This window comes from Chryseobacterium sp. LJ668, from assembly GCF_019613955.1.
Lineage (GTDB): Bacteria > Bacteroidota > Bacteroidia > Flavobacteriales > Weeksellaceae > Chryseobacterium.
Genome location: NZ_CP080443.1, coordinates 3,408,039 through 3,428,371 on the forward strand (window position 1 = coordinate 3,408,039; position 20,333 = coordinate 3,428,371).

General features: G+C 34.7%; 15 protein-coding genes. 2 read left to right on the forward strand and 13 right to left on the reverse strand.

Annotation, left to right across the window (positions count from 1 at the left end):
* Positions 1-89: 89 nt before the first annotated feature.
* From purN to K0U91_RS15990, 12 genes are all read right to left on the reverse strand, one after another.
* Positions 90-656, reverse strand: a complete 567-nt coding sequence (purN, locus tag K0U91_RS15935; protein ID WP_220179446.1) for a phosphoribosylglycinamide formyltransferase — start codon at positions 654-656, stop codon at positions 90-92.
* 76 nt (positions 657-732) lie between these two features.
* Positions 733-1,725, reverse strand: a complete 993-nt coding sequence (gene purM, locus K0U91_RS15940; RefSeq protein WP_220179447.1) for a phosphoribosylformylglycinamidine cyclo-ligase — start codon at positions 1,723-1,725, stop codon at positions 733-735.
* 243 nt (positions 1,726-1,968) lie between these two features.
* Positions 1,969-2,520, reverse strand: coding sequence for an NADPH-dependent FMN reductase (locus K0U91_RS15945; protein ID WP_219968618.1), 552 nt, complete (start codon positions 2,518-2,520; stop codon positions 1,969-1,971).
* Positions 2,521-2,742: 222 nt separating this feature from the next.
* The gene (locus K0U91_RS15950) at positions 2,743-3,471 is read right to left on the reverse strand and encodes a pirin family protein (RefSeq protein ID WP_220179448.1); all 729 of its coding nucleotides are present in this window, start codon (positions 3,469-3,471) and stop codon (positions 2,743-2,745) included.
* Positions 3,472-3,728: 257 nt separating this feature from the next.
* A complete protein-coding gene (locus K0U91_RS15955) occupies positions 3,729-5,132 on the reverse strand; it encodes an MFS transporter (RefSeq protein ID WP_220179449.1) in 1,404 nt (467 codons plus the stop codon).
* Between the two features lies 1 nt (position 5,133).
* Entirely contained in the window at positions 5,134-5,664 is a 531-nt protein-coding gene (locus tag K0U91_RS15960; protein WP_220179450.1) for a nuclear transport factor 2 family protein, read from the reverse strand.
* Positions 5,651-6,406 (reverse strand): toxin-antitoxin system YwqK family antitoxin, encoded by a 756-nt coding sequence (locus K0U91_RS15965; RefSeq protein WP_220179451.1) that lies wholly within the window; start codon positions 6,404-6,406, stop codon positions 5,651-5,653. The genes K0U91_RS15960 and K0U91_RS15965 overlap by 14 nt, the downstream gene beginning before the upstream one ends.
* 1 nt (position 6,407) lies before the next feature.
* Positions 6,408-8,252 (reverse strand): glycoside hydrolase family 13 protein, encoded by a 1,845-nt coding sequence (locus tag K0U91_RS15970; protein WP_220179452.1) that lies wholly within the window; start codon positions 8,250-8,252, stop codon positions 6,408-6,410.
* A 266-nt stretch (positions 8,253-8,518) separates the two neighbouring features.
* On the reverse strand, positions 8,519-10,678 hold the full coding sequence (locus K0U91_RS15975; RefSeq protein WP_219968612.1) for a glycoside hydrolase family 97 protein: 2,160 nt from the start codon (positions 10,676-10,678) through the stop codon (positions 8,519-8,521).
* 78 nt (positions 10,679-10,756) lie between these two features.
* The gene (locus tag K0U91_RS15980; RefSeq protein WP_220179453.1) at positions 10,757-11,776 is read right to left on the reverse strand and encodes a SusE domain-containing protein; all 1,020 of its coding nucleotides are present in this window, start codon (positions 11,774-11,776) and stop codon (positions 10,757-10,759) included.
* 20 nt (positions 11,777-11,796) lie between these two features.
* Positions 11,797-13,428, reverse strand: coding sequence for a RagB/SusD family nutrient uptake outer membrane protein (locus K0U91_RS15985; protein WP_220179454.1), 1,632 nt, complete (start codon positions 13,426-13,428; stop codon positions 11,797-11,799).
* Between the two features lie 12 nt (positions 13,429-13,440).
* Positions 13,441-16,176: a SusC/RagA family TonB-linked outer membrane protein gene (locus K0U91_RS15990; protein WP_220179455.1), complete on the reverse strand. Its 2,736-nt coding sequence runs from the start codon at positions 16,174-16,176 to the stop codon at positions 13,441-13,443.
* 334 nt (positions 16,177-16,510) lie between these two features.
* Here K0U91_RS15990 and metG point away from each other — a divergent pair, with 334 nt between their 5' ends.
* A complete protein-coding gene (metG, locus tag K0U91_RS15995; RefSeq protein WP_220179456.1) occupies positions 16,511-18,544 on the forward strand; it encodes a methionine--tRNA ligase in 2,034 nt (677 codons plus the stop codon).
* Between the two features lie 169 nt (positions 18,545-18,713).
* Here the strand turns inward: metG and K0U91_RS16000 are convergent, their stop codons facing one another.
* On the reverse strand, positions 18,714-19,421 hold the full coding sequence (locus tag K0U91_RS16000) for a class I SAM-dependent methyltransferase (protein ID WP_220179457.1): 708 nt from the start codon (positions 19,419-19,421) through the stop codon (positions 18,714-18,716).
* Positions 19,422-19,555: 134 nt separating this feature from the next.
* Here K0U91_RS16000 and K0U91_RS16005 point away from each other — a divergent pair, with 134 nt between their 5' ends.
* Positions 19,556-20,266, forward strand: a complete 711-nt coding sequence (locus K0U91_RS16005; RefSeq protein WP_220179458.1) for a hypothetical protein — start codon at positions 19,556-19,558, stop codon at positions 20,264-20,266.
* Positions 20,267-20,333: the final 67 nt, after the last annotated feature.

Genomic DNA, 20,333 nt, shown 5'->3' on the forward strand with positions numbered 1-20,333 from the left:
ATTGGATGCTTTAACCACCCTTCAAAAATTCTTTGAATTTTTGCCACCCTCCAACGGAGGGGAATTTTTATGTCTCTAATAATTAAATTCTAATTATTTCCCAATACCTTGTTGATAGCTACGGGAAAAATTTCATATTCAATTTTGTGAACTTTTTCTGCTAATGTCTCGGGAGTATCGTTTTCTGTGACTTCGAATGATTTTTGGAGAATCGCTTCTCCTTCGTCAATTCCTACTGTTACAAAATGTACCGTTGCTCCGCTTTCTGCTTCTTTGGCTTCTATTACCGCATTGTGAACGTGATGTCCCCACATGCCTTTTCCTCCATATTTTGGAAGTAAAGCTGGATGAATATTGATGATTTTTCCTGCCCAACTTTCTACAAATTCAGGTTTGAGGATGGATAAAAATCCTGCCAACACGATTAAATCTGTATTTTCCGGAATGATGTTACCCAATTCACTGCTGAAGTTTTTCCCTCTCGGAATCAACACAGTTTCAATGTTATGGTTTTTTGCTCTTTCGAGTCCGTAACATTCTCTGTCCGCAACAACTAACGATACCTTTGCATTCCGGATTTCTCCGCTGTCGATGGTATCGATAATTCTCTGAAGATTGGTTCCTGAGCCTGAAACGAGTATAACTAGGTTTTTCATTAATTTAGATGATAGATTTCAGATATTAAATTTCAGACTAAAAGTCTGTCGTTTGCTATCTACAATCTGATGTCTTTTAGAATTTCAAATCAATTTTCTCGCTTCCTTCTGTGATTTCTCCGATTTCGTACGCGTCATCTAAAAGGTGAAGCACTTTTTCAGCGTGTTCCGGATCAACGACAACGATCATTCCGACACCCATGTTGAAGGTTCCGAACATTTCTTCACGAGCGATATTTCCTCTTTTTTCCAACTCTAACATTACGGTTGGAATCTGAATTTTTGAAGCATCGATTGAAGCACATAATCCATCACCGATGATTCTTGGAATGTTCTCGTACAAACCACCTCCTGTAATATGGGCAATTCCTGAAACTTTTACTTCTTCAATTACTTTGTGAATATCTTTATAATATAATCTCGTAGGAACCAGAAGAGTTTCATACAAAGGTTTTCCTTCAAATTCTTCTTCAAAATTCGGGAATATTTTTCTTACCAGAGAAAATCCGTTGGAGTGAAAACCTGAACTTGGTAAGGCAATAATTTTATCTCCTGTCTTGATTTTGGATCCGTCAATAATTTGATCTTTTTCAACAATTCCTACGCAGAAACCCGCTACATCATAATCTCCCGGTTGATACATTCCCGGCATTTCGGCAGTTTCACCGCCAATTAATGCGCAATTGTTATCTTTACAGGCTTTTACCATTCCCAAAACGATTTCGGCAGCGATTTCAGAATCTAATTTTCCGCAAGCCAAATAATCAAGGAAAAATAAAGGTTTTGCGCCGTGACAAAGGATGTCATTGGCACACATTGCGAAACAGTCTACCCCGATAGAGTCATATCTTTTTGAATCTAAAGCAACTTTCAGCTTTGTTCCTACTCCATCAGTTCCTGAAACTAAAACAGGGTTTTTGTAACCTCCGATTTCATAAAAAGCACCGAAACTTCCCAGATGATTCAATACATTTGAATTGTGCGTTTCGCCGACCGCCTTTTTGATTTTATCAACGGTTTTGTAGCCTTCTTCTTTGTCTACCCCTGCAGATTTATACGTATTGCTCATTATTATTTTAGATTTTTAGATGTTAGATTTCAGATTACAAGCTGACATCTTTTGTCTTTATATTTACTTTTGATTTAAAAAATAAAAAGCCGACAATCTCGGTAGATTATCGGCTGATGTTTTATCTGAGAGTTTCAGAGTCCACAGTTTCTCCATTAATTGAAAAACATTCTTTGAAAGTGGACTGAATCTTCATCTATTTTCTTTTTGCAAAGATATTAATTTTAAGTTAATATTCAAATTCTATTTTTCCAAGATTGTCTCAACCTGAGAAATTTTATTTATTTTTTCTTTTAACTCAGTGTCTTTTTCGAAGTTAGAGATTTTCTGCGCTTCTTTATCAAAGTTGTCATTAAAAAACGGAAGGGTAAAAGTATCAATAATATTTCCTCCATGTAATGGGAAACGTTTTTCTGCCGCTTCAAGCACGCCCAATCCTCCTCTTGCACCGGGAGCTGTTGCCATAAGAATCATCGGAACCTCGTTCCATACGGCTCTTTCTTTAATTCTGGAAGTCCAGTCAAATACATTTTTAAACGCAGTTGTATAAGTTCCGTTATGCTCAGATAAAGAGATTAAAAGAACATCTGCACTGTCAATTTTTGCAGCGAATTCTTTTGCCTGATGCGGAACTCCACTTTCTACTTCTCTTTGGTGCTTATAGATCGGCATTTCAAAATCGTTCATGTCTACCACTTCTATTTCTTCGTTTTCGAATAGTGAAGCTGCGTATGTTACCAGTTGTCTATTAATTGAGGTATCGGAATTACTTCCTGCTATGGCTAGAATTTTCATTTTTAGTTGTTATATATATATTGATATCTGAATGATTTCGCCCTTGCAGGGCTGAAATATGGATTTTATTATTCATAGGGTCTTTCCCTACGCCACTGAATGTCGTGATTTACGGACTGGTTTTTCTATTTTATTTTTTAAAACTACCCCGTCTCAGTTTTCTTCGAAAATTGATCCTACCCTCCAGAGGAGGGGAATCTTTGGTGGTGCAAAATTAGTTGTTTATTTTAAATAATCCGGTAGGTCCATAGGAACTTCCATGAGAAGAATTTCGGTATCCTCTACCGCTTGGATATTGAAACTCTGAGTATCCCAGATTCCCAAACCGTCTTTTTCGTTTAAAATCCTGTCTCCTACTTTTGCGCTTCCTTTTAAAACGAAAGCATACACCCCATTTCCTTTTTTATTTACCGTGTAATTTTTGCCATTTCCTTTTGTAAAATTAGCCAGGTTAAACCATGCATCCTGATGAATCCAAACGCCATCATCATTTTTGTCGGGTGATAAAATTTGTTGGAATCCATTTATTTTCTCGCCTTCTTTGATGCTTTTCTGATCGTATCTGGGCTCAACACCAACTTCTCTTGGGAAAACCCAGATTTGTAAAAATTTCACTGCTTCGTCTTTATTTTGGTTATATTCACTGTGCATTACCCCTGTTCCTGCGCTCATCACTTGAATTTCCCCTTTTCTGATCACGGCGGTAGTTCCCATAGAATCTTTATGCTCTAAATTTCCTTCCAACGGAATAGATATAATTTCCATGTCTTTATGAGGGTGAGTCCCAAATCCCATTCCCTGAGAAACGGTGTCGTCATTTAATACTCTCAACACTCCGAAATTGGATCTTTCTCTATTTTGATAGCCTGCAAAACTGAAGGTATGATAGCTGTTTAACCATCCGTGATCTGCATGGCCTCTGGAATCTGCTTTGTGATATACTGTTTTCATATTGTAGATATTTTTTGATTATTTATAGTACAAATGTACATCAAGTGTTGTCGGAAAATGTTGATGTAAGGTAAGAAAGGAATTCGGATGAATATTGAGCTGACAGTTTTTTGAAATAAATTTTCCTATTAAGGTTTATTTGTTTTTTAAATAATTAAGTTTTTGGATAAAGCCATTTTCGCATAACTAAAAAAAGCGTACCTAAGTCCGCTCCTATTGATATTTCTAGTCACATTTTTATATCTTAAATTTAATTTTCAGAAATGTACCTGCTGAATTTCTTCTTCAATTTCTTTTGGTGTTTCGTGATGAGATTGAACGAAAATAATGGTTAAAACGGCTGCAATCAACATACAAACTCCCCCCACCACAACATAATCCATTGCTTGATCTGCAAACATGCTGCTTACAATGGGACCCCCGAAAAGTCCGTTCAGAATTTGCGGAATGACAATAAAAAAATTGAAAATACCCATATAAACTCCCATCTTTCTTTGCGGAATTGTATCAATCAGCATTGCATAAGGCATTGCTAAAATACTTGCCCATGCAAAACCTAATCCTACCATGGAAATCCAAAGATGATTGACATCTTTAATGAAATACATGGAAATCAAACCAAAGCCGCCACAAATCAACGCCAATGCATGAGTCTGTTTTTTTCCTATCACCTTGGCAATCGGAGTTAAGGCAAAAGCAAAGAAAATAGCATACAAATTATATCTCCCAAATAAATGACCCGTCAAATCACCTGCTTTATTAAACTGCACAGAATGTGTATCATCAGGCGAAAGCCCGAAATGATGAGTTGCCAAAGCGCTTGTCGTAAAAACCCACATTGTAAATAAAGCAAACCATGAAAAAAACTGAACAATTCCCAGTTTCTTCATCTGTACCGGTGCATTATTGAAATCTTTAAAAATATCTGAGAATTTAGATTCATTTTTCACAATAGGTTTTCCGCCTTCAAATGATGCAAATTCCTCCGGTGAATATTCTTTGGTAGTTAAAATCGTATATAAAATGGATACAATTAAAACCGCGGCACCGATGTAAAAAGCATAAATCACATTATCTGCCACAAAACCTTGCGGAGCGGCATTAGAAACTCCCATTTTAGTGAGCCAATTGGGCAATTCAGAGCCGATTACTGCTCCGATTCCGATCAAAATCGTCTGCACAGAAAATCCGATTGTTGCCTGATGTTTAGGGAGCATATCTCCCACTAATGCACGGAAAGGTTCCATAGCGACATTAATGGAAGCATCCATCATGGCTAAAAAAATCACAGCTAATAAAAGAACATTTGCTGCCATCATTTGTGTTGCTGAAGCTGCATTGGGCAACATCACCAAACCGATGGCACATAGAACCGCACCGATTAAAAAGTAAGGTTTTCTTCTGCCAAGCGGACTCCATGTATTATCACCCATGTGACCGATAATCGGCTGAACGATTAGGCCTGTAATTGGTGCTACCAGCCAAAACCATGACAACTCATGAACGTCTGCTCCAAAATTAGCTAAAATTCTGCTTGCGTTTCCGTTTTGCAATCCGAAAGCCATTTGGATTCCGAGAAAACCCATGCTCATATTGATAATCTGAGCCATGGATAAATTTGGTTTTATTCTTTTTGAAAGGGTACTGTGAGGAGAATTCATTTTATCTTTGTGTTTTTAATTTTTGTATTAAGAGATCTTCAATTGCGGTTTTTTCAGTAACTACTTTATCCACGATATCATTCGGGACGGTTACTGAAAGAACATATTGTCTTATTTTCCAAACTCCGTTTATTTTTTCGACAACTCCGGAACCGCGGCAGATTTTCATCTGGGTATCCAGTAATTCATCAAACCAGGCCAGTTTTCCGTCTTTGCTGAAGTAAATATTTCTTTTCAGAGAAGTAAAATTCCATGTTTTCTTTTTATCGAAATAAGGTTTTGCCCAAATCATAAACTCTTTTTTGTTCCAGACCTCTGTAGCATCTGTGCCTATGAAAGTAGATTCGTCGGCATAATAATTAAAATAGGTATTGAAATCAGACTGTGCCGCAGCGATATTAAAGCCGTCAAGCAGTGTACCTATTTCTGTTTTTTCTTTTTCATAAAAACCTTTGTTTTGTGAGGAAAGTTTCATTGAAATAATTCCAAAGAATAACAAAAGTGCTATTTTAAATATTCTATTTTTTTTCATTTTTTATCCGTTTACCTTTTTCGTTAAAATTTATAATAGATCCTGCAATCGGCTCACAACAATTATTTCCGTCAAATTCTTTTATTGTTTTTATATTTCCGTTTTCATAATACTGTGTCCAAATTCCTGATCTACTGCCATTTTTATAACCGCCAATTGTTTTTTCTCCCAATTCATTAAAATATACCCATTCTCCTATCTGCTGATCGTCAAGAAAGTATCCCTTTCGATAGAGTTTCCCATCAGGAAAAAAAACTTGGTTTAAACCATACACTATTCCTTTTGATGCCGAATAAATTTCGTGAGGCTGCCCATTTTCATAAAATGTTCTGCAAGTTCCCTCTTCCATTTGATTGGTATAAAATGCCTTCGTTTCTATTACTTCATATCCATTATAATAGTATACTCCTGATAAATTGCCATTTGGATGATAGGTCGTTCTTTCACCTATCCGATTTCCATTTTTCCAAGTGGTTCTATCTTTTAATTTTCCATTTTTGTAATATTCTAGTTGTACACCTTCTTTTTTTCCATTTTTAAGATGAGAAATCTGAATAAAAAAATTTGCCTGATACGTTTTTACTGTTTTTATCTCGTCTTTCCCTACTTTGTGAGTTTGTGAAACTTCTTTAACCGTAGCTACTCTATTTACATCATAATATTCTCTTACCTGTTTTTCCTCCTGAGCTAGACAAAAAACTGTTGTAACGAGAAAAATAAAACAGAAAGTATGTTTTTTCATTTTACTTGATTTCTAAAATCATTGAAGATTTCCCAGAGATTATTAAACTATTTTGTAAAGAAATTTCTTCGTCTGAAATGACGTCTTTTCCTTTGGTAAAGCTTTTAAGACCTTCTGAGAATCTTTTCAAATTCACAACCTGTTTTTCCGGGTTATTGTTGATTACTGTCATTATTCTTTCTTTATCATTATATCTGAAATAAACATAAACATTGTTTTCAGGTACGTAATGTAATGTCTTTCCTGTATGAATAACTTCTTTGGATTTTCGCCAGTTCAATAATTTTTTAGTAAAATCAAAATATTGATTCTGAGTTTTGGTTCTTCCTGACTGTACAAAACCATTATTGGAATCATCCTTCCAGCCTCCCGGAAAATCTCGGCGAATATCTCCGTCTCCTTTTCCTTTATCTCCCGCCATACCGATTTCCGAGCCATAATACAACTGCGGAATTCCCCGAACGGTCAAAATTAGAGACATAGCAAGTTTATAATCTTCAATTTTAGGATAAGACTCATTGAATCTCTGGGTATCATGATTTTCGGCAAATACAAGAATATTATTGATATTGGGATACAAAAAATCATTGGCAAAATTATCATATACTCTCTGCATCCCGGAATCCCAACCTGAATTTTCTTTAAAAACCTGACCGATAGCATCATGCAGGGTAAAATCCATTACAGAGGGCAAATATGAATTATAGTTTTCTATTGCAGAAATTTTGCTGCCTTTCTGCCAATAAGACATTTGTGCCTGATCATGCATCCATACTTCACCTACAATATTTAAATTCGGGTATTCATCTGTGATTCTTTTCGTCCATTCTGCAATTCCTTTTTTATCGTTGTAAGAATAGGTATCTACACGTAATCCGTCCAAACCAGCATATTCTGTCCACCAGATCGCATTTTGAGCCATATAATTGACCACCAATGGATTGCTTTGGTTCATGTCGGGCATTGTGGTATCAAACCATCCATCCATACAGTTTTCGGCGTCTATTTTTGCAGCATTGGTATCAAACTGTGTCGTCATTCTGTAATTGCTTCTTTTAAAACCTTTGTCACCGTCTTTCCAATAATGTATCCAGTCTTTTGAAGGCATATCTTTAATGATCCAGCTTTGTGATCCCCAATGATTGGTCACATAATCCATAATAAGCTTCATATCCCGCTGATGGAGTTCACCCGCCAATCTTTTATAGTCTTCATTTGTCCCATAACGCGGGTCAATTTTATAATAATCACTCTGCGCATAGCCATGATAAGAATAAGCCGGCTCATTATCTTCCAACAATGGAGTGTTCCAAAGCGCGGTAACTCCCATTTCTTTAAGATAATCTAAGTTTTTGATAATTCCTTCAATATCACCACCATGACGCCCGCCCGGATTTTTACGGTCTGCTTTTTCAGCAGTATCATTGGTATTATCGTTCGATGGGTTTCCGTTGGCGAACCGATCGGGCATGATTAAATACATGACATCTTTTGAAGAAAATGATTGCCTGTTCGCCGAATTGGGCTGTCTCTCTTTTAGCTCGTAGGTGTAAGAATCTATATTTTTACTTCCTTTTTTGATATTGATTTTAAATTTTGAAACGTTGATTTCATTGGTATTGACCGTAACAAATACATAGTTCGGGTTTTCTACTTTCTGAATGTTTTTAATCTGAATTCCGTCTGAAAGCTCAATTTCGTTGCTGGCAATATTTTTTCCGTAGACTAAAATCTGAAGCTTAGGGTTTTTCATTCCTTTCCACCAGAAAGCAGGTTCCACTTTCTGAATCTGCAAATGAAACATCTGAAATGCTAAAAGTAAAGTAAGTAAAGTTATTTTTTTCATTTTCTGTATTCTAAAAACTTGTGATTTGTGTTTTTAATTTTAAACTAAAACTCTGTCAAAGACTTCAACTTTGACAAAGTTTGTATGACTGTATCTCTTCTAGCCCCGATCGCAGCGGCATCCTTTTTTGTTTTGGGAAAAAGCCAGGGACAAAAAAGATACAGCGAAGAGCGGGAAATAGCTTCTAAAAAAACCTTTTTAATATGATATAAATTCCGTCTTTTCTGTGTTGCGCTCGAGATTCAACACTTTATGGAAGGGGGATTTTATTTTACAGGCTTAATTGAGATGGCAAATCCGCCGCTTCTTACCATTTTAAAATTGATTTTAGATTTTGCCGTAATTTGTTTTTTATAGATATTATAACTTTGAGGATTGTCAATATAATCAGCATCTTTTCCATCTTCATAAATGGTGGCTTCATATTTTTTATTTTTATCCAGAAAAGAAAAATCTACGGTATAATCGCGTTTGTTTTCATCTGTGATTCCTCCCACGAACCAATTTTCTGTACCTTTGGCTTTTCTTGCCGTGATCACATGATCTCCCGGTTCTGCAGACAAAATCTTGGTATCATCCCAATCTGCCGCAACATCCTTGATAAACTGGAAAGCATCCATATGCTTTTTATAATTCTCTGGTAAATCTGCAGCCATCTGAAGCGGCATATACATCGTAACATATAAGGCCAACTGCTTTGCTAATGTTGTTTTTACAAAACGCTTATCGCCAGGGAAATAATAATCTAATTTGGTCTGGAAAATTCCCGGTGTATAATCCATAGAGCCACCCATCCATCTTGTAAACGGTAAAATCGTCTGATGGTCAGGATTATTTCCTCCGAAAGCTTCGTATTCCGTTCCACGCGCTGCTTCAGCAGAAATATAATTCGGATAGGTACGACTTTCCCCTGTCGGGCGAACCGATTCATGAGAATTGACCATTACTTTGTATTCATTTGCTTTTTCTGCAATTCTGTAGTAATGATTGATCATCCACTGCGAATAATGATGTTCCCCTCTTGGAATGACATCTCCAACATAACCTGTTTTCACAGCATCATAACCATATTTATTCATCAACTGGAATGCTTTATCTGCCCATCTTTCATAGTTTGTGGCAGAACCCGATGTCTCGTGATGCATGATCAGTTTAATACCTTTAGAATGGGCATATTCATTCAACATTTTGATATCAAAATCCGGATATGGAGTGATAAAATCGAAAACATATTCTTTTGAACGACCGAACCAGTCTTCCCAACCAACATTCCAGCCTTCAATTAAAAGTCCCTGAAAACCATTTTCGGCGGCGAAATCGATATAATCTTTTACTTTGGTATTATTGGCACCGTGATTTCCGTTGGGCGTCAGCTTTGAGAAATCTGTCTGACCCAAACGTACATTAGATTCCGGCTGACCATAAGCCCACTGTGATTTTCCGATAATCATTTCCCACCAAACACCCATATATTTTGTAGGATGAATGTAAGACGTATCGGTGTATTTTGTCGGCTCATTCAAATTGAAAATCATTTTAGAATCCATCACATCTACCGCTTTTGAAGCAACGATAATGGTTCTCCAGGGTGTCACCATCGGAGTCTGCATGTAGCCTTTTGCACCCTGTCTGTCGGCTGTAAGGTGAGTTTTGAATTTGAAATTCTGAGCATCTACCTCAAGATGAGAAGCCGGATAATCTAAAACTGCTGCCTCTGCAACGTTGATATATAATGGTACTTTTCCTTCTACTTTTAACATTAATGGTGACTGAACTGCATTTTTGATTAAAGTCTGAGAAGCATTTGCATCTGCTGCTTTTGCCCATCTTCCCGGAATTTCAGAAACTTTGGTTTCCTGATACTGATATTCCTGAGAGTCGTAGTCTGCTACCATCCACCAGGCTTTCATGTCTGTCGGAAAATCAATTTCAGAATCTTCTTCCCTAATGACAAAATAATTGAGATTTTTCTGCTGCGGAAATTCATATCTAAAACCTAAACCGTCATTGAACAATCTGAATTTTACAACGATGCTTCTGTCAGTACTTGCCTGATTGAGCGTAATCGCCAATTCGTTGTAATTGTTTATATAATTTTTCTTTTCACCTAAAACCGGTTGCCAAGTTTCGTTCTTTGAATCTGTTTTTTCTGCCGTTTTTGTAAACCCACTATTTAAATCGAATTTAGCATCTTCAGGTTTAGCAATTTCTGAAGCAAATTTAATGGAAGAATCCTTAAAAATTCTCAATCCCAATTTTGAATCTTCAACTACTGTTTTTCCGTTGAATTTTAAATTATAAAATGGCACTCCACCTTTAAGCTGAAAATTCATTTCAAATTTTCCATCGGGTGATTTTAGAGATTGTGCATTAGCGACTCCAAACATCATTGAGAGCAAAAATGCTCCAACCGTAATTTTCTTCATGATAACTATTTATAAGTTTAAAAATATAAAAACTGCTGCTTTTTAGCAACAGTTTTTTGTAAATATTCTGAAGTTAAATTATAGTTTTACAGCTGTATAAACTAAGTTTACCTCATCAAAAGTAATTTTATAAGTTCCTGCTATACCAATAGCAATATTTGCACCACCAGCATCTAAAGTTCCGTTATTTCCATCATCACCAAAGTTGGTTCCCCAGTCATTATTAAGTCTGAATTTAATTTCTCCAGCAGTTAAAACAACAGTAACCTCCCATTTTTCTGTATTGCTATTCCAGATTAAATCTGTATCCGGATCACTCCAACCATTTGGTGTTGCAGAACCGATAACTCCCCAAGAATAAGGTGCTAAAGTAAATTTATTAGTATTGGTATTTACTGTTAGTTTTTGACTTCCAGCATTTACTGCTTTTAAGTTGTTACTACCTCCATCATATATTATATCTATATTATTATTGGTACCATAACTGTGATCCCAATTTTTCATTGGTGTAATTTTAAATTCAGAATTTGGTGCTGTAAAATTAATATAACCAATATAGATTCCGTTGCTTGTAGCAGATTTTAAAGCTTGAGCAGTTGGCGGATCCCAACCCTGATAAGCACCCGGCGCATACATGTAAGAAACCAAAGCATAAGGAATTACAGAGATTTTCTGTACTGCAGAATAAACAGGAGTTCCTTTACCAACAGTAGTTTTTAATCTTACATCTACATTAGTAGTAACACCAGTTGGTAATCCAAGACTTAACATCAAAGCATTAAATTCTATTACTGTGTAAGATTTAGATAGTACTCCATTGCTCAAACCTGCTTCTTTTGGTGAAGCAAAATTAGTACCCGTAACTGCAAATTGTAAAACATTGGTAATTTCTACTTGAGGAGTATATTCTGCAGGAGTGATTGTAAAAGTAACTGCATTGTTATTTGCATTTGCACTAGATAGCGTCAATGTAGTTACACTTGCTTTAAGTGTAGGCTCAGATTTTAAAGATAAAACAGCCTGATCTTCATCTTTTTCGCAAGACAAAACCATCATAATAGCTACAGCTGCGAAAAGAAATTTTATTATATTTTTCATTATTGTAATATTTTTAAAAATTAATAACCCGGATTTTGAGTTAAATTAGAATTAATATTCAAATATTTATTTGGGATTGGGAACAAAACTCTAGTAGAAGCTATAGATGATCCATTTTGGATTCCTCCTTTCCATTGCCAAGTATAACCAGATACGTAATGATTTAATCTAATCAAATCTTGTCTTCTTGTACCTTCCCAATACAATTCTTTAGCTCTTTCATTCAAAATAAACATTTCTTTAGCATCTGTTGTAGTAAGAGCATTAATATCAGACATTGTAATGTTTGCAACACCACCTCTTGTTCTTAAAGCATTGATATATCCTAAAGCTGTGGCTGTACTACCTTTTCCATTAACAATTGCTAATTCCGCATACATTAAATAAGCATCCCCCATTCTGAATAAAGCAAAATCTGCATCTGCAAAAGTACCATCACTTCCACTTGCTCCGCCTGCTTTTTTATTAGAAAACTTAATCAACTTTGTACCTTCTTCAAACTTCGAATAATCTGAAATCGATGTAGGATCTGTACTTCCAGCTACTTTCATCACTCTCGCATCTGTTCCTGTAGATTGAATAAATTCCTGACGAGTTCTAAAACCTGCCCAACCTGCATCAACACCTAATATTGTTGCTACTGCATTGGTACAGCTTGCGTGGATTAAAAATGTAGTTCCTCCGTACGTTTTTGTTTTAATACCATCGAAAGTGATAGGAAAAATAGCTTCGTCTTGTGCTCCGTTGATATTATTGTCTGCTTTAAATAGATCAGCGTAAGGTATTGTTGCTACTTTATATGGAGAACCAATTACTTTTGTAATTTCCGTCAGAGCTTCTGTACTTCTATCCACACCAGTATATACCTTTGAATTTTGGTATAGCTTGGCTTTCAACATCCAGGCAGCAGCTTTATCTGCTCTACCGTACTCATTGTTTTTTGCGCCTGCTAAATCTCCATCTATCTCATTCAGCTCTCCTAATAAATAGTTGAAAACATATTCTCTTGACTGTACTGATGGTTTTACACCAGAACCGATAACATCATTTTCTGTAGCAAAAGGAATTTTACCATAAATATCAATAGCATGATAGTAAGATAAAGCTCTTAGGAATCTCGCTTCTGCACGGAAAGTTTTTATTTGAGTTTTTAAATCTGCTGAAACTCCTCTCGATGATAATTTTTCATCTGTCGTTTCTCTTAAAAACTCATTCACTAAGCCAATTTGGAAAAATATTCTTGCAAAAAAAGCTTCATTGAACTTATTATCTGCGTTCCAAGTATTAAAGTTCAAATCTCTGATCCCAGGATTGTCAGATTCTCCCCAAGCGATGATCGCTTCATCAGTTGTTAATTCTTGTAACTGCCAATACCCTCTAATATATTGTGAAAAACCCTCGTTCGGTCCACCATCTGCTTCCAATCCTAAATCTGAATTTCCATTAGGAGAAGTTTGTCCTGTAACCGCTAAGCCTGCATAAATTTTAGCCAAAAACTGTTTATAAGAATCAGGATTGGCATAAAACTGCTCAGATGTATATAATTCATCATCATTTACTTTAACATCTAAATCATTAATACAAGAGGTTGCTGATAGTAGAAATACGCTTGCTATAGCAAGATTTCTTAATTTTATTATATTTAATTTCATTTTCTGTGAATTTTAAAAGTTAGCATTAATCCCTAAAGTGAACATTCTTGCTCTTGGATAAATAGAACCATCTCTACCTTCATTAAACACTTCAGGATCCAGGTTTTTATATTTAGTAATAATGAGGACATTATTTACACCGGTATAAAATCTTATAGAACCATTGTTTTTTAATAAATTATTAAACGTATATCCTAAAGTTACATTATCTAATTTTACAAAACTTCCGTTTTTAACGAAATAATCAGATTCTTTACGGGTTTGTGAAAAATTAGTATTATTAAAATCTACAGGAGCATTATTGATCGTACCATCTACAGTATTATAAATATTACCCAATTGAGCTCTATCTGCAGATATTTGATCATAGACGTAATTTCCAATACTCGCTCTCCAAGCCATAGAGAAATCAATATGTTTTCCAAAAGTTGCATTGGTCATAAAGCCCATTGTTACATCTGCCTGTGGTTTTTTAAAAATATACTTATCTGCAGAAGTTATAACACCGTCATTATTTCTATCAACATATGCTCCTTCTATGGGCTTACCATTAATGTCATATACTTGCTGATAAACATTAAACGCATACGGAGAATATCCTGTCGTAAATGTCTGTATAAAAGCACCTAAACCTACACCACCCTTGTCAATTTTATCTAATTCTAATTCTTTAATATTGATATTATTGTAAGTTGCATTATAATTGAAATTTAGAGTAAAATTTTCTTTTTTCACAGCCTTTATGTCCAAGCCTAATTCTACTCCTTTAGACTGCAATCTACCAATATTTTTAGGACCAATAATTCTTAAATTTTCTAATGGTCCTTCTGGAACAATAGATAGTAAATCTTCTGTATCTGCTAAATAAAAATCTAATGTCCCTGTTACTCTATTCTTAGCAAATCCAAAATCTAATCCCAAGTTATATTTTATACTTTCTTCCCATTTTAAGTTTTCATTATATCCATTGGCTTTTGCAATTTGATAAAATGTATTTCCCAATTGATAAAATAATGTTGTAGAAACATCATAAGTTTTTAAATAATCAACCCTTGGTCCGTCACCAATATCTTGATTCCCAATCTTACCAACACTAGCTCTAAGTTTAAGATCAGATAATGAGGAGTTTCCTTTTAGGAAACTTTCTTCTGAAATTTTCCAAGCAGCTGCAATACCCCCAAAATCTCCCCATCTGTTATTTTTTCCAAAACGTGAAGATCCATCCCTTCTATAATTTACGGTAAGTAAATATTTATTGTTATATCCTAAATTTAATCTACCAAAAAATGCTTGCAAATTAACATCTGGTTTAGAATTCGGATTATAAAATTGAGCAGGGTCTATACCATATACAAGTATATTACCACTTCCAAAGCTTGTCTTATGATAATTTTGATACTCATGACCTCCCATCACATCAAAATTGAATTGCCCAAAAGTTTTAGCATAATTCAACTGTACATTTGCATTTTTATTGAATAGACTTTCACCAGAAAAAGATTCTGATCCATAATATGCAAAAGTGTTATTAATAGAATAATATCCGTTTCTCGAATATTTATTTGTCGTTACATGACCATCGTATTCTCTGGTATCCAAACCTACATTCGCAACTAACCTTAATTCTGGTAAAAAATGGAATTTATATTCCATGTTTACATTTCCAAAAAATCTTTTGAAATTTTGAATATCATGCTTATTTCTTAGCTGTGCTACAGGGTTCGAAACCCCATTAGGATTATACGTTCCTGTAGTAGAGTTAAAATTACCCATTCTATTTTCGTAATAACCATCTCCATAGATAGAATTGTCTTCATAAACAGATTGTGTAGGATTCATAGAAAGTGCATTACCAATAGCTGCTTCGTCGGCATTATTTTTAAATGTATAAGAATAAGTACCTGTAATGTTGAATTTCAAATGATCGTCAAAAAAACTTGGACTGATTGCGATGTTTCCCGTTGTTCTTTGAAAACCTGAAGTTATTAATAAACCGCTATTTTCTAAATGATCTACAGAGAAACGAGTTGGTACTTTTCCAAACAAACTTCCGGAAACTGAAGCATTAATATCATTCGTTACAGAAGTTTTAAAAATTTCGTCTTGCCAATCTGTATTAGAAGTACCTAATTGAGATACTTTATCCGGGACAAATTGATTGATTAGGGCTCTAAACTCATCACCACTATATACTTTAATTTTCTTAGCTAAAGTATTAACAGTGGTAAAAGCATTTAATGATACTCTTAATTTTTTTCCACCTTTTTTTGTGGTAATTAAAATAACACCATTTGAACCTCTAGAACCATAAATTGCAGTAGAAGCAGCATCTTTCAATATAGAAAAAGATTCTATATCATTTGGATTAATAGTAGATAAAGAAACTCCATCTAAAGGTAAACCATCTACAACCAATAAAGGTTCATTACTTGCATTCAAAGAAGAGCCACCCCTTATTCTAATGATCGGTTCACTCCCAGGTGTTCCGGATTGAGTGATTACAACTCCTGCAGCACGGCCATTAATAAGTCCTTCAGCATTTGTTACTGCACCTTTATTAAAATCAGCAGTTGATAAAGAGGTTATAGATCCTGTCAGATCCGTTTTCTTCTGCTTCCCATATCCAATTAATACAACCTCTTCGATGTTTTTCTCTTTCGTAGCAGAGTCTTGTGTTTGCGCGTTCATTACGGAGCTTGCCAATAGAAATGCAGGTGCAATTTTTAGAACCAATGTAAAATTTCTCAAAATATTGTCTTTTTATAGTTTTTTATTATTTTAAAATCATACTGTACAAGCCTGCAATTTAAAAAAAATTTATAATTATCATAATTTTAGATAAATTTTAATTAAAATAATGTAAATTAAACGAAAAATTTTATTTATAAACCTGTTTGTCAGTAATTTACACTAAATTATTCATAACATAACATTCTGTTAACATATAGTAAATTACTAAACGTTTGTTTAACGGTAAAATATTGTTTTTAATGTCAGTAGTTCTTTTTTACCTAAGATTTCTCTTAAAAACCGATTTAAGCAAATAATCTTTATCTTTGCAGACTTAAAACTATACTATAAAATGTCAAACAAAAAGATGATTACGGCGGCTTTGCCTTATGCAAACGGACCGGTTCATATTGGGCATTTGGCGGGAGTTTACATTCCTGCAGATGTTTATGCGAGATTTCAGAGAAGATCGGGAAAAGACGTTGCTTTCATCTGCGGTTCAGATGAGCACGGAATTCCTATTACCATAAGAGCTAAAAAAGAAGGAGTTACACCACAGGATATCGTCGATAAATACCACGAAATCATCAAAAAATCTTTCTCAGATCTTGGGATTTCCTTTGATGAATATTCTAGAACCACTTCAAAAAAACATCACAATACAAGCCAGGATTTCTTTAAAACACTTTATGATAAAGGAAAATTCACAGAAGAAGTTTCAGAACAGTATTTTGATGAGCAGGCAAATGAATTTTTAGCAGACCGATATATTGTTGGGACTTGTCCGAATTGCGGTAACGAAAACGCTTACGGTGATCAGTGTGAAAGATGCGGTACTACCCTGTCTCCATCTGAATTGATCAATCCAAAATCAATGTTGAGCGGAAACGTTCCAATTTTAAAAGAAACAAAAAACTGGTATTTACCATTAAACGAATACGAAGATTTCCTCAACGAATGGATTATCGAAGGTCATCAAGACGATTGGAAACCGAACGTTTACGGACAGGTAAAATCTTGGCTAACCGATGGTTTAAAACCTCGTGCCATGACCAGAGATTTAAACTGGGGGGTTCCCGTTCCACTTCCAAATGCAGAGGGAAAAGTTTTGTATGTCTGGTTTGATGCGCCCATCGGATATATCTCTTTCACCAAAGAATGGGCAGAAAAAAACGGAAAGGACTGGAAAGATTACTGGCAAAGTGACAACAGTGATTTAGTACACTTTATAGGAAAAGACAATATTGTTTTCCATTGTATTATTTTCCCTGCGATGATGAAGGCTCACGAAGATTTTATCATGCCGAAAAATGTACCTGCTTTTGAATTTTTGAATCTTGAAAATGATAAAATTTCAACTTCCAGAAACTGGGCTGTTTGGGCGCACGAATATGTGGAAGAATTCCCTGGACAGCAAGATGTTCTGCGTTACGCACTGCTTTCGTCAGCTCCTGAAACGAAAGATAACAACTTTACCTGGAAAGATTTTCAGACGAAAAATAATTCTGAACTGGTGGGGATTTTCGGAAACTTCATCAACAGAGTCGCCGTTTTAATTCATAAATATTATGACGGAATTGTTCCCCAAGGTGATATAAACGCTCCTGAACTGCAGGAAATCAATAAGTCAGCGAAAGAAATATCAGAATTTTTAGAAAACTATGAATTTAGAAATTCTCTAACAGCTTTGATGAATTTGGCACGTTTCGGAAACCAATATTTGCAAGCAGAAGAGCCTTGGAAAACGATTAAAGATAATCCGGAAAAAGCAGCACACTCTTTATTTGTGGGAGCTCAGATTGCTGTCGGTTTGGCACAATTATGTGAGCCGTTTATGCCTTTTAGTTCTGAAAAGTTATTGAAGATGTTTAATGTTCAAAAATCAGATTGGAACAACGTTGAAACAAAATCTGTTTTGATTGAAACCGGACATCAGATCAACGAATCATCTCTACTTTTCTCAAAAATCGAAGACGATGTAATTGATTTTCAAATCCAAAAATTAGAAAATACAAAACAAAGTAACAAAAAAACAAACCAAAAGGCAAACCCAATGAAAGACGAAATACAATTTGATGATTTTACAAAAATCGACTTAAGAACAGCAACTATTTTAACTGCTGAAAAGGTTGAGAAAGCAGATAAATTATTAAAACTAACTGTTGATACAGGTGTTGATGTGAGAACTGTGGTTTCTGGGATCGCAGAAAGCTTTACCGCTGAAGAAGTGATCGGAAAACAAGTGATGATTTTATTAAATCTTGCTCCAAGAAAAATCAGAGGGATAGAATCTCAGGGAATGTTGTTGTTAACGACAAAAGCTGACGGGAAATTATCTTTTGTGACGCCGGATGATACGGTGGATAATGGTATTGAAATCGGATAATCTTCAAAAATTTATATAAAGAAAAAACGCATGTATGATGCGTTTTTTTTATTTGTTTTATTTGAGATGCTTGGGCAAGCTCAGAATGAAATTCCTAATACTAACTGGCTGAATATATAGCTTATTTGTAGTAATGTCATGCTGAGCGGAGTCGAAGCATCCCATGTTATTAAGCTTTCTTTATCAGTTTTGCTAAAAAAGAATCTTCATCCTGCATCACTTTTTCTATTTTAAACCCATTATTTTCGGCAGCATTTTGTAAGGTATTAAAATCAAGATACAGCCATTTGATCGGATCTTCCGACTCGCTTTTGTAATGAACTACATAATCCAGTTCGCCATAATATCCATTGGCCGGAATTAAAACTCCTCCATCTTCATCAACATCAAACATATATAAAATATCAGTACTGTCGATCAGAATTTGTCCGCTTTTGTTTAATAAGGTGTGTAATTTTTGAAGATAAATATCAATCACATTCAGGCTTTGAAAAATTCCGGTCCCGTTCATTAAAAGAAGAATTGTATCGAAAGTTTCCCCCGAAAATTCAAGCATATTCTGAGCAACTGTTTTCTGAATTCCTCTCAACTGACAAACTTCAATTGATTTTGGCGAAATATCTAAAGCGGTAACATCTAAATTTCTTTCATTCTGAAGATACAACGAATGCGAACCTGCTCCTGCTCCAATATCCAAAACTTTTCCGTGAGATAATTTTAAAGCTTTTTGTTCGATTTTGTTCATCTCTTCAAAATCTCTGAAAAGATATTTTACAGGAAGCTCATCGAGTTCGGAAATTGAAGTTTCAGTCTGCAGATCTTCAGGATTTTCGTTGTAAAAATAATCCCAGATTGCTCGTCCCATTAAGTCTTTCATGCTGAATTTTATTGGGGCAAAGATAAGGGTTTGTGCAGAATAATAAAAAAATGAAATTTAAATCTAATAACTATAATATTACTGAACAAAATTGAATAAATGTATATTTGAGTAACGTAAATAAATTAGTCATCATGGATATATTCAAAATGTTTAAGAAAAAATCTTCAGAAAACATTGTCAAAACAAATGATTTGAATATTAAAGATTTATTTCTAACACCATTAGATCAGAGAAATTACTCTTGGATAATGGAATTTAATAAGGCGATAAAGGGACATACTTTCACAAAAGGAAATCCTGAAAATATTGAAGATGAAGTTGGCATGCATTACTTAAATCTTAGTTTAAATAGTCAAGACAGCTCAAATAGTCTTGAATTCTACATGAATACTTGTTTAGAAATTGGTGATGGAATCGCAATATGCGGAACAAAAGAAAAATCTGATTGGATTTTTAGTTATGGTGATCTCTTGAATTATTCAATTAATGGAGTATTTTATTCAGTAGAAATTTCAGAACCATATACAGGAAGAGTTATTGATACATATATAAATGATCGTGAAGCAAGAATCGGACAACCATCAGAAAAATTTTTACCCCAAAGTGCAAGAAAAAATATTAGAGATTTTTTATTTACTTTCAATCTGGTGAATGTGAAAATCGCATTAATCTGGTGGATAGATAGTAACAGATTGACATTAGCTTTTAATATTGTACCAGAACAATTTACAGATTATCAAGAAGAAAATTTACAATCTTTACTTCAATTTCTTAGTTGGTATTTACCGCGTCAATATCAAATCATTTTTGTTAGAGAAACTGAGGATTTTGTAAAACTTTAAAAATTACCAAATCACTTGCAATCTTTATTAAAAAACAGATCAATTAAATCTGCCGTATTAACAATCA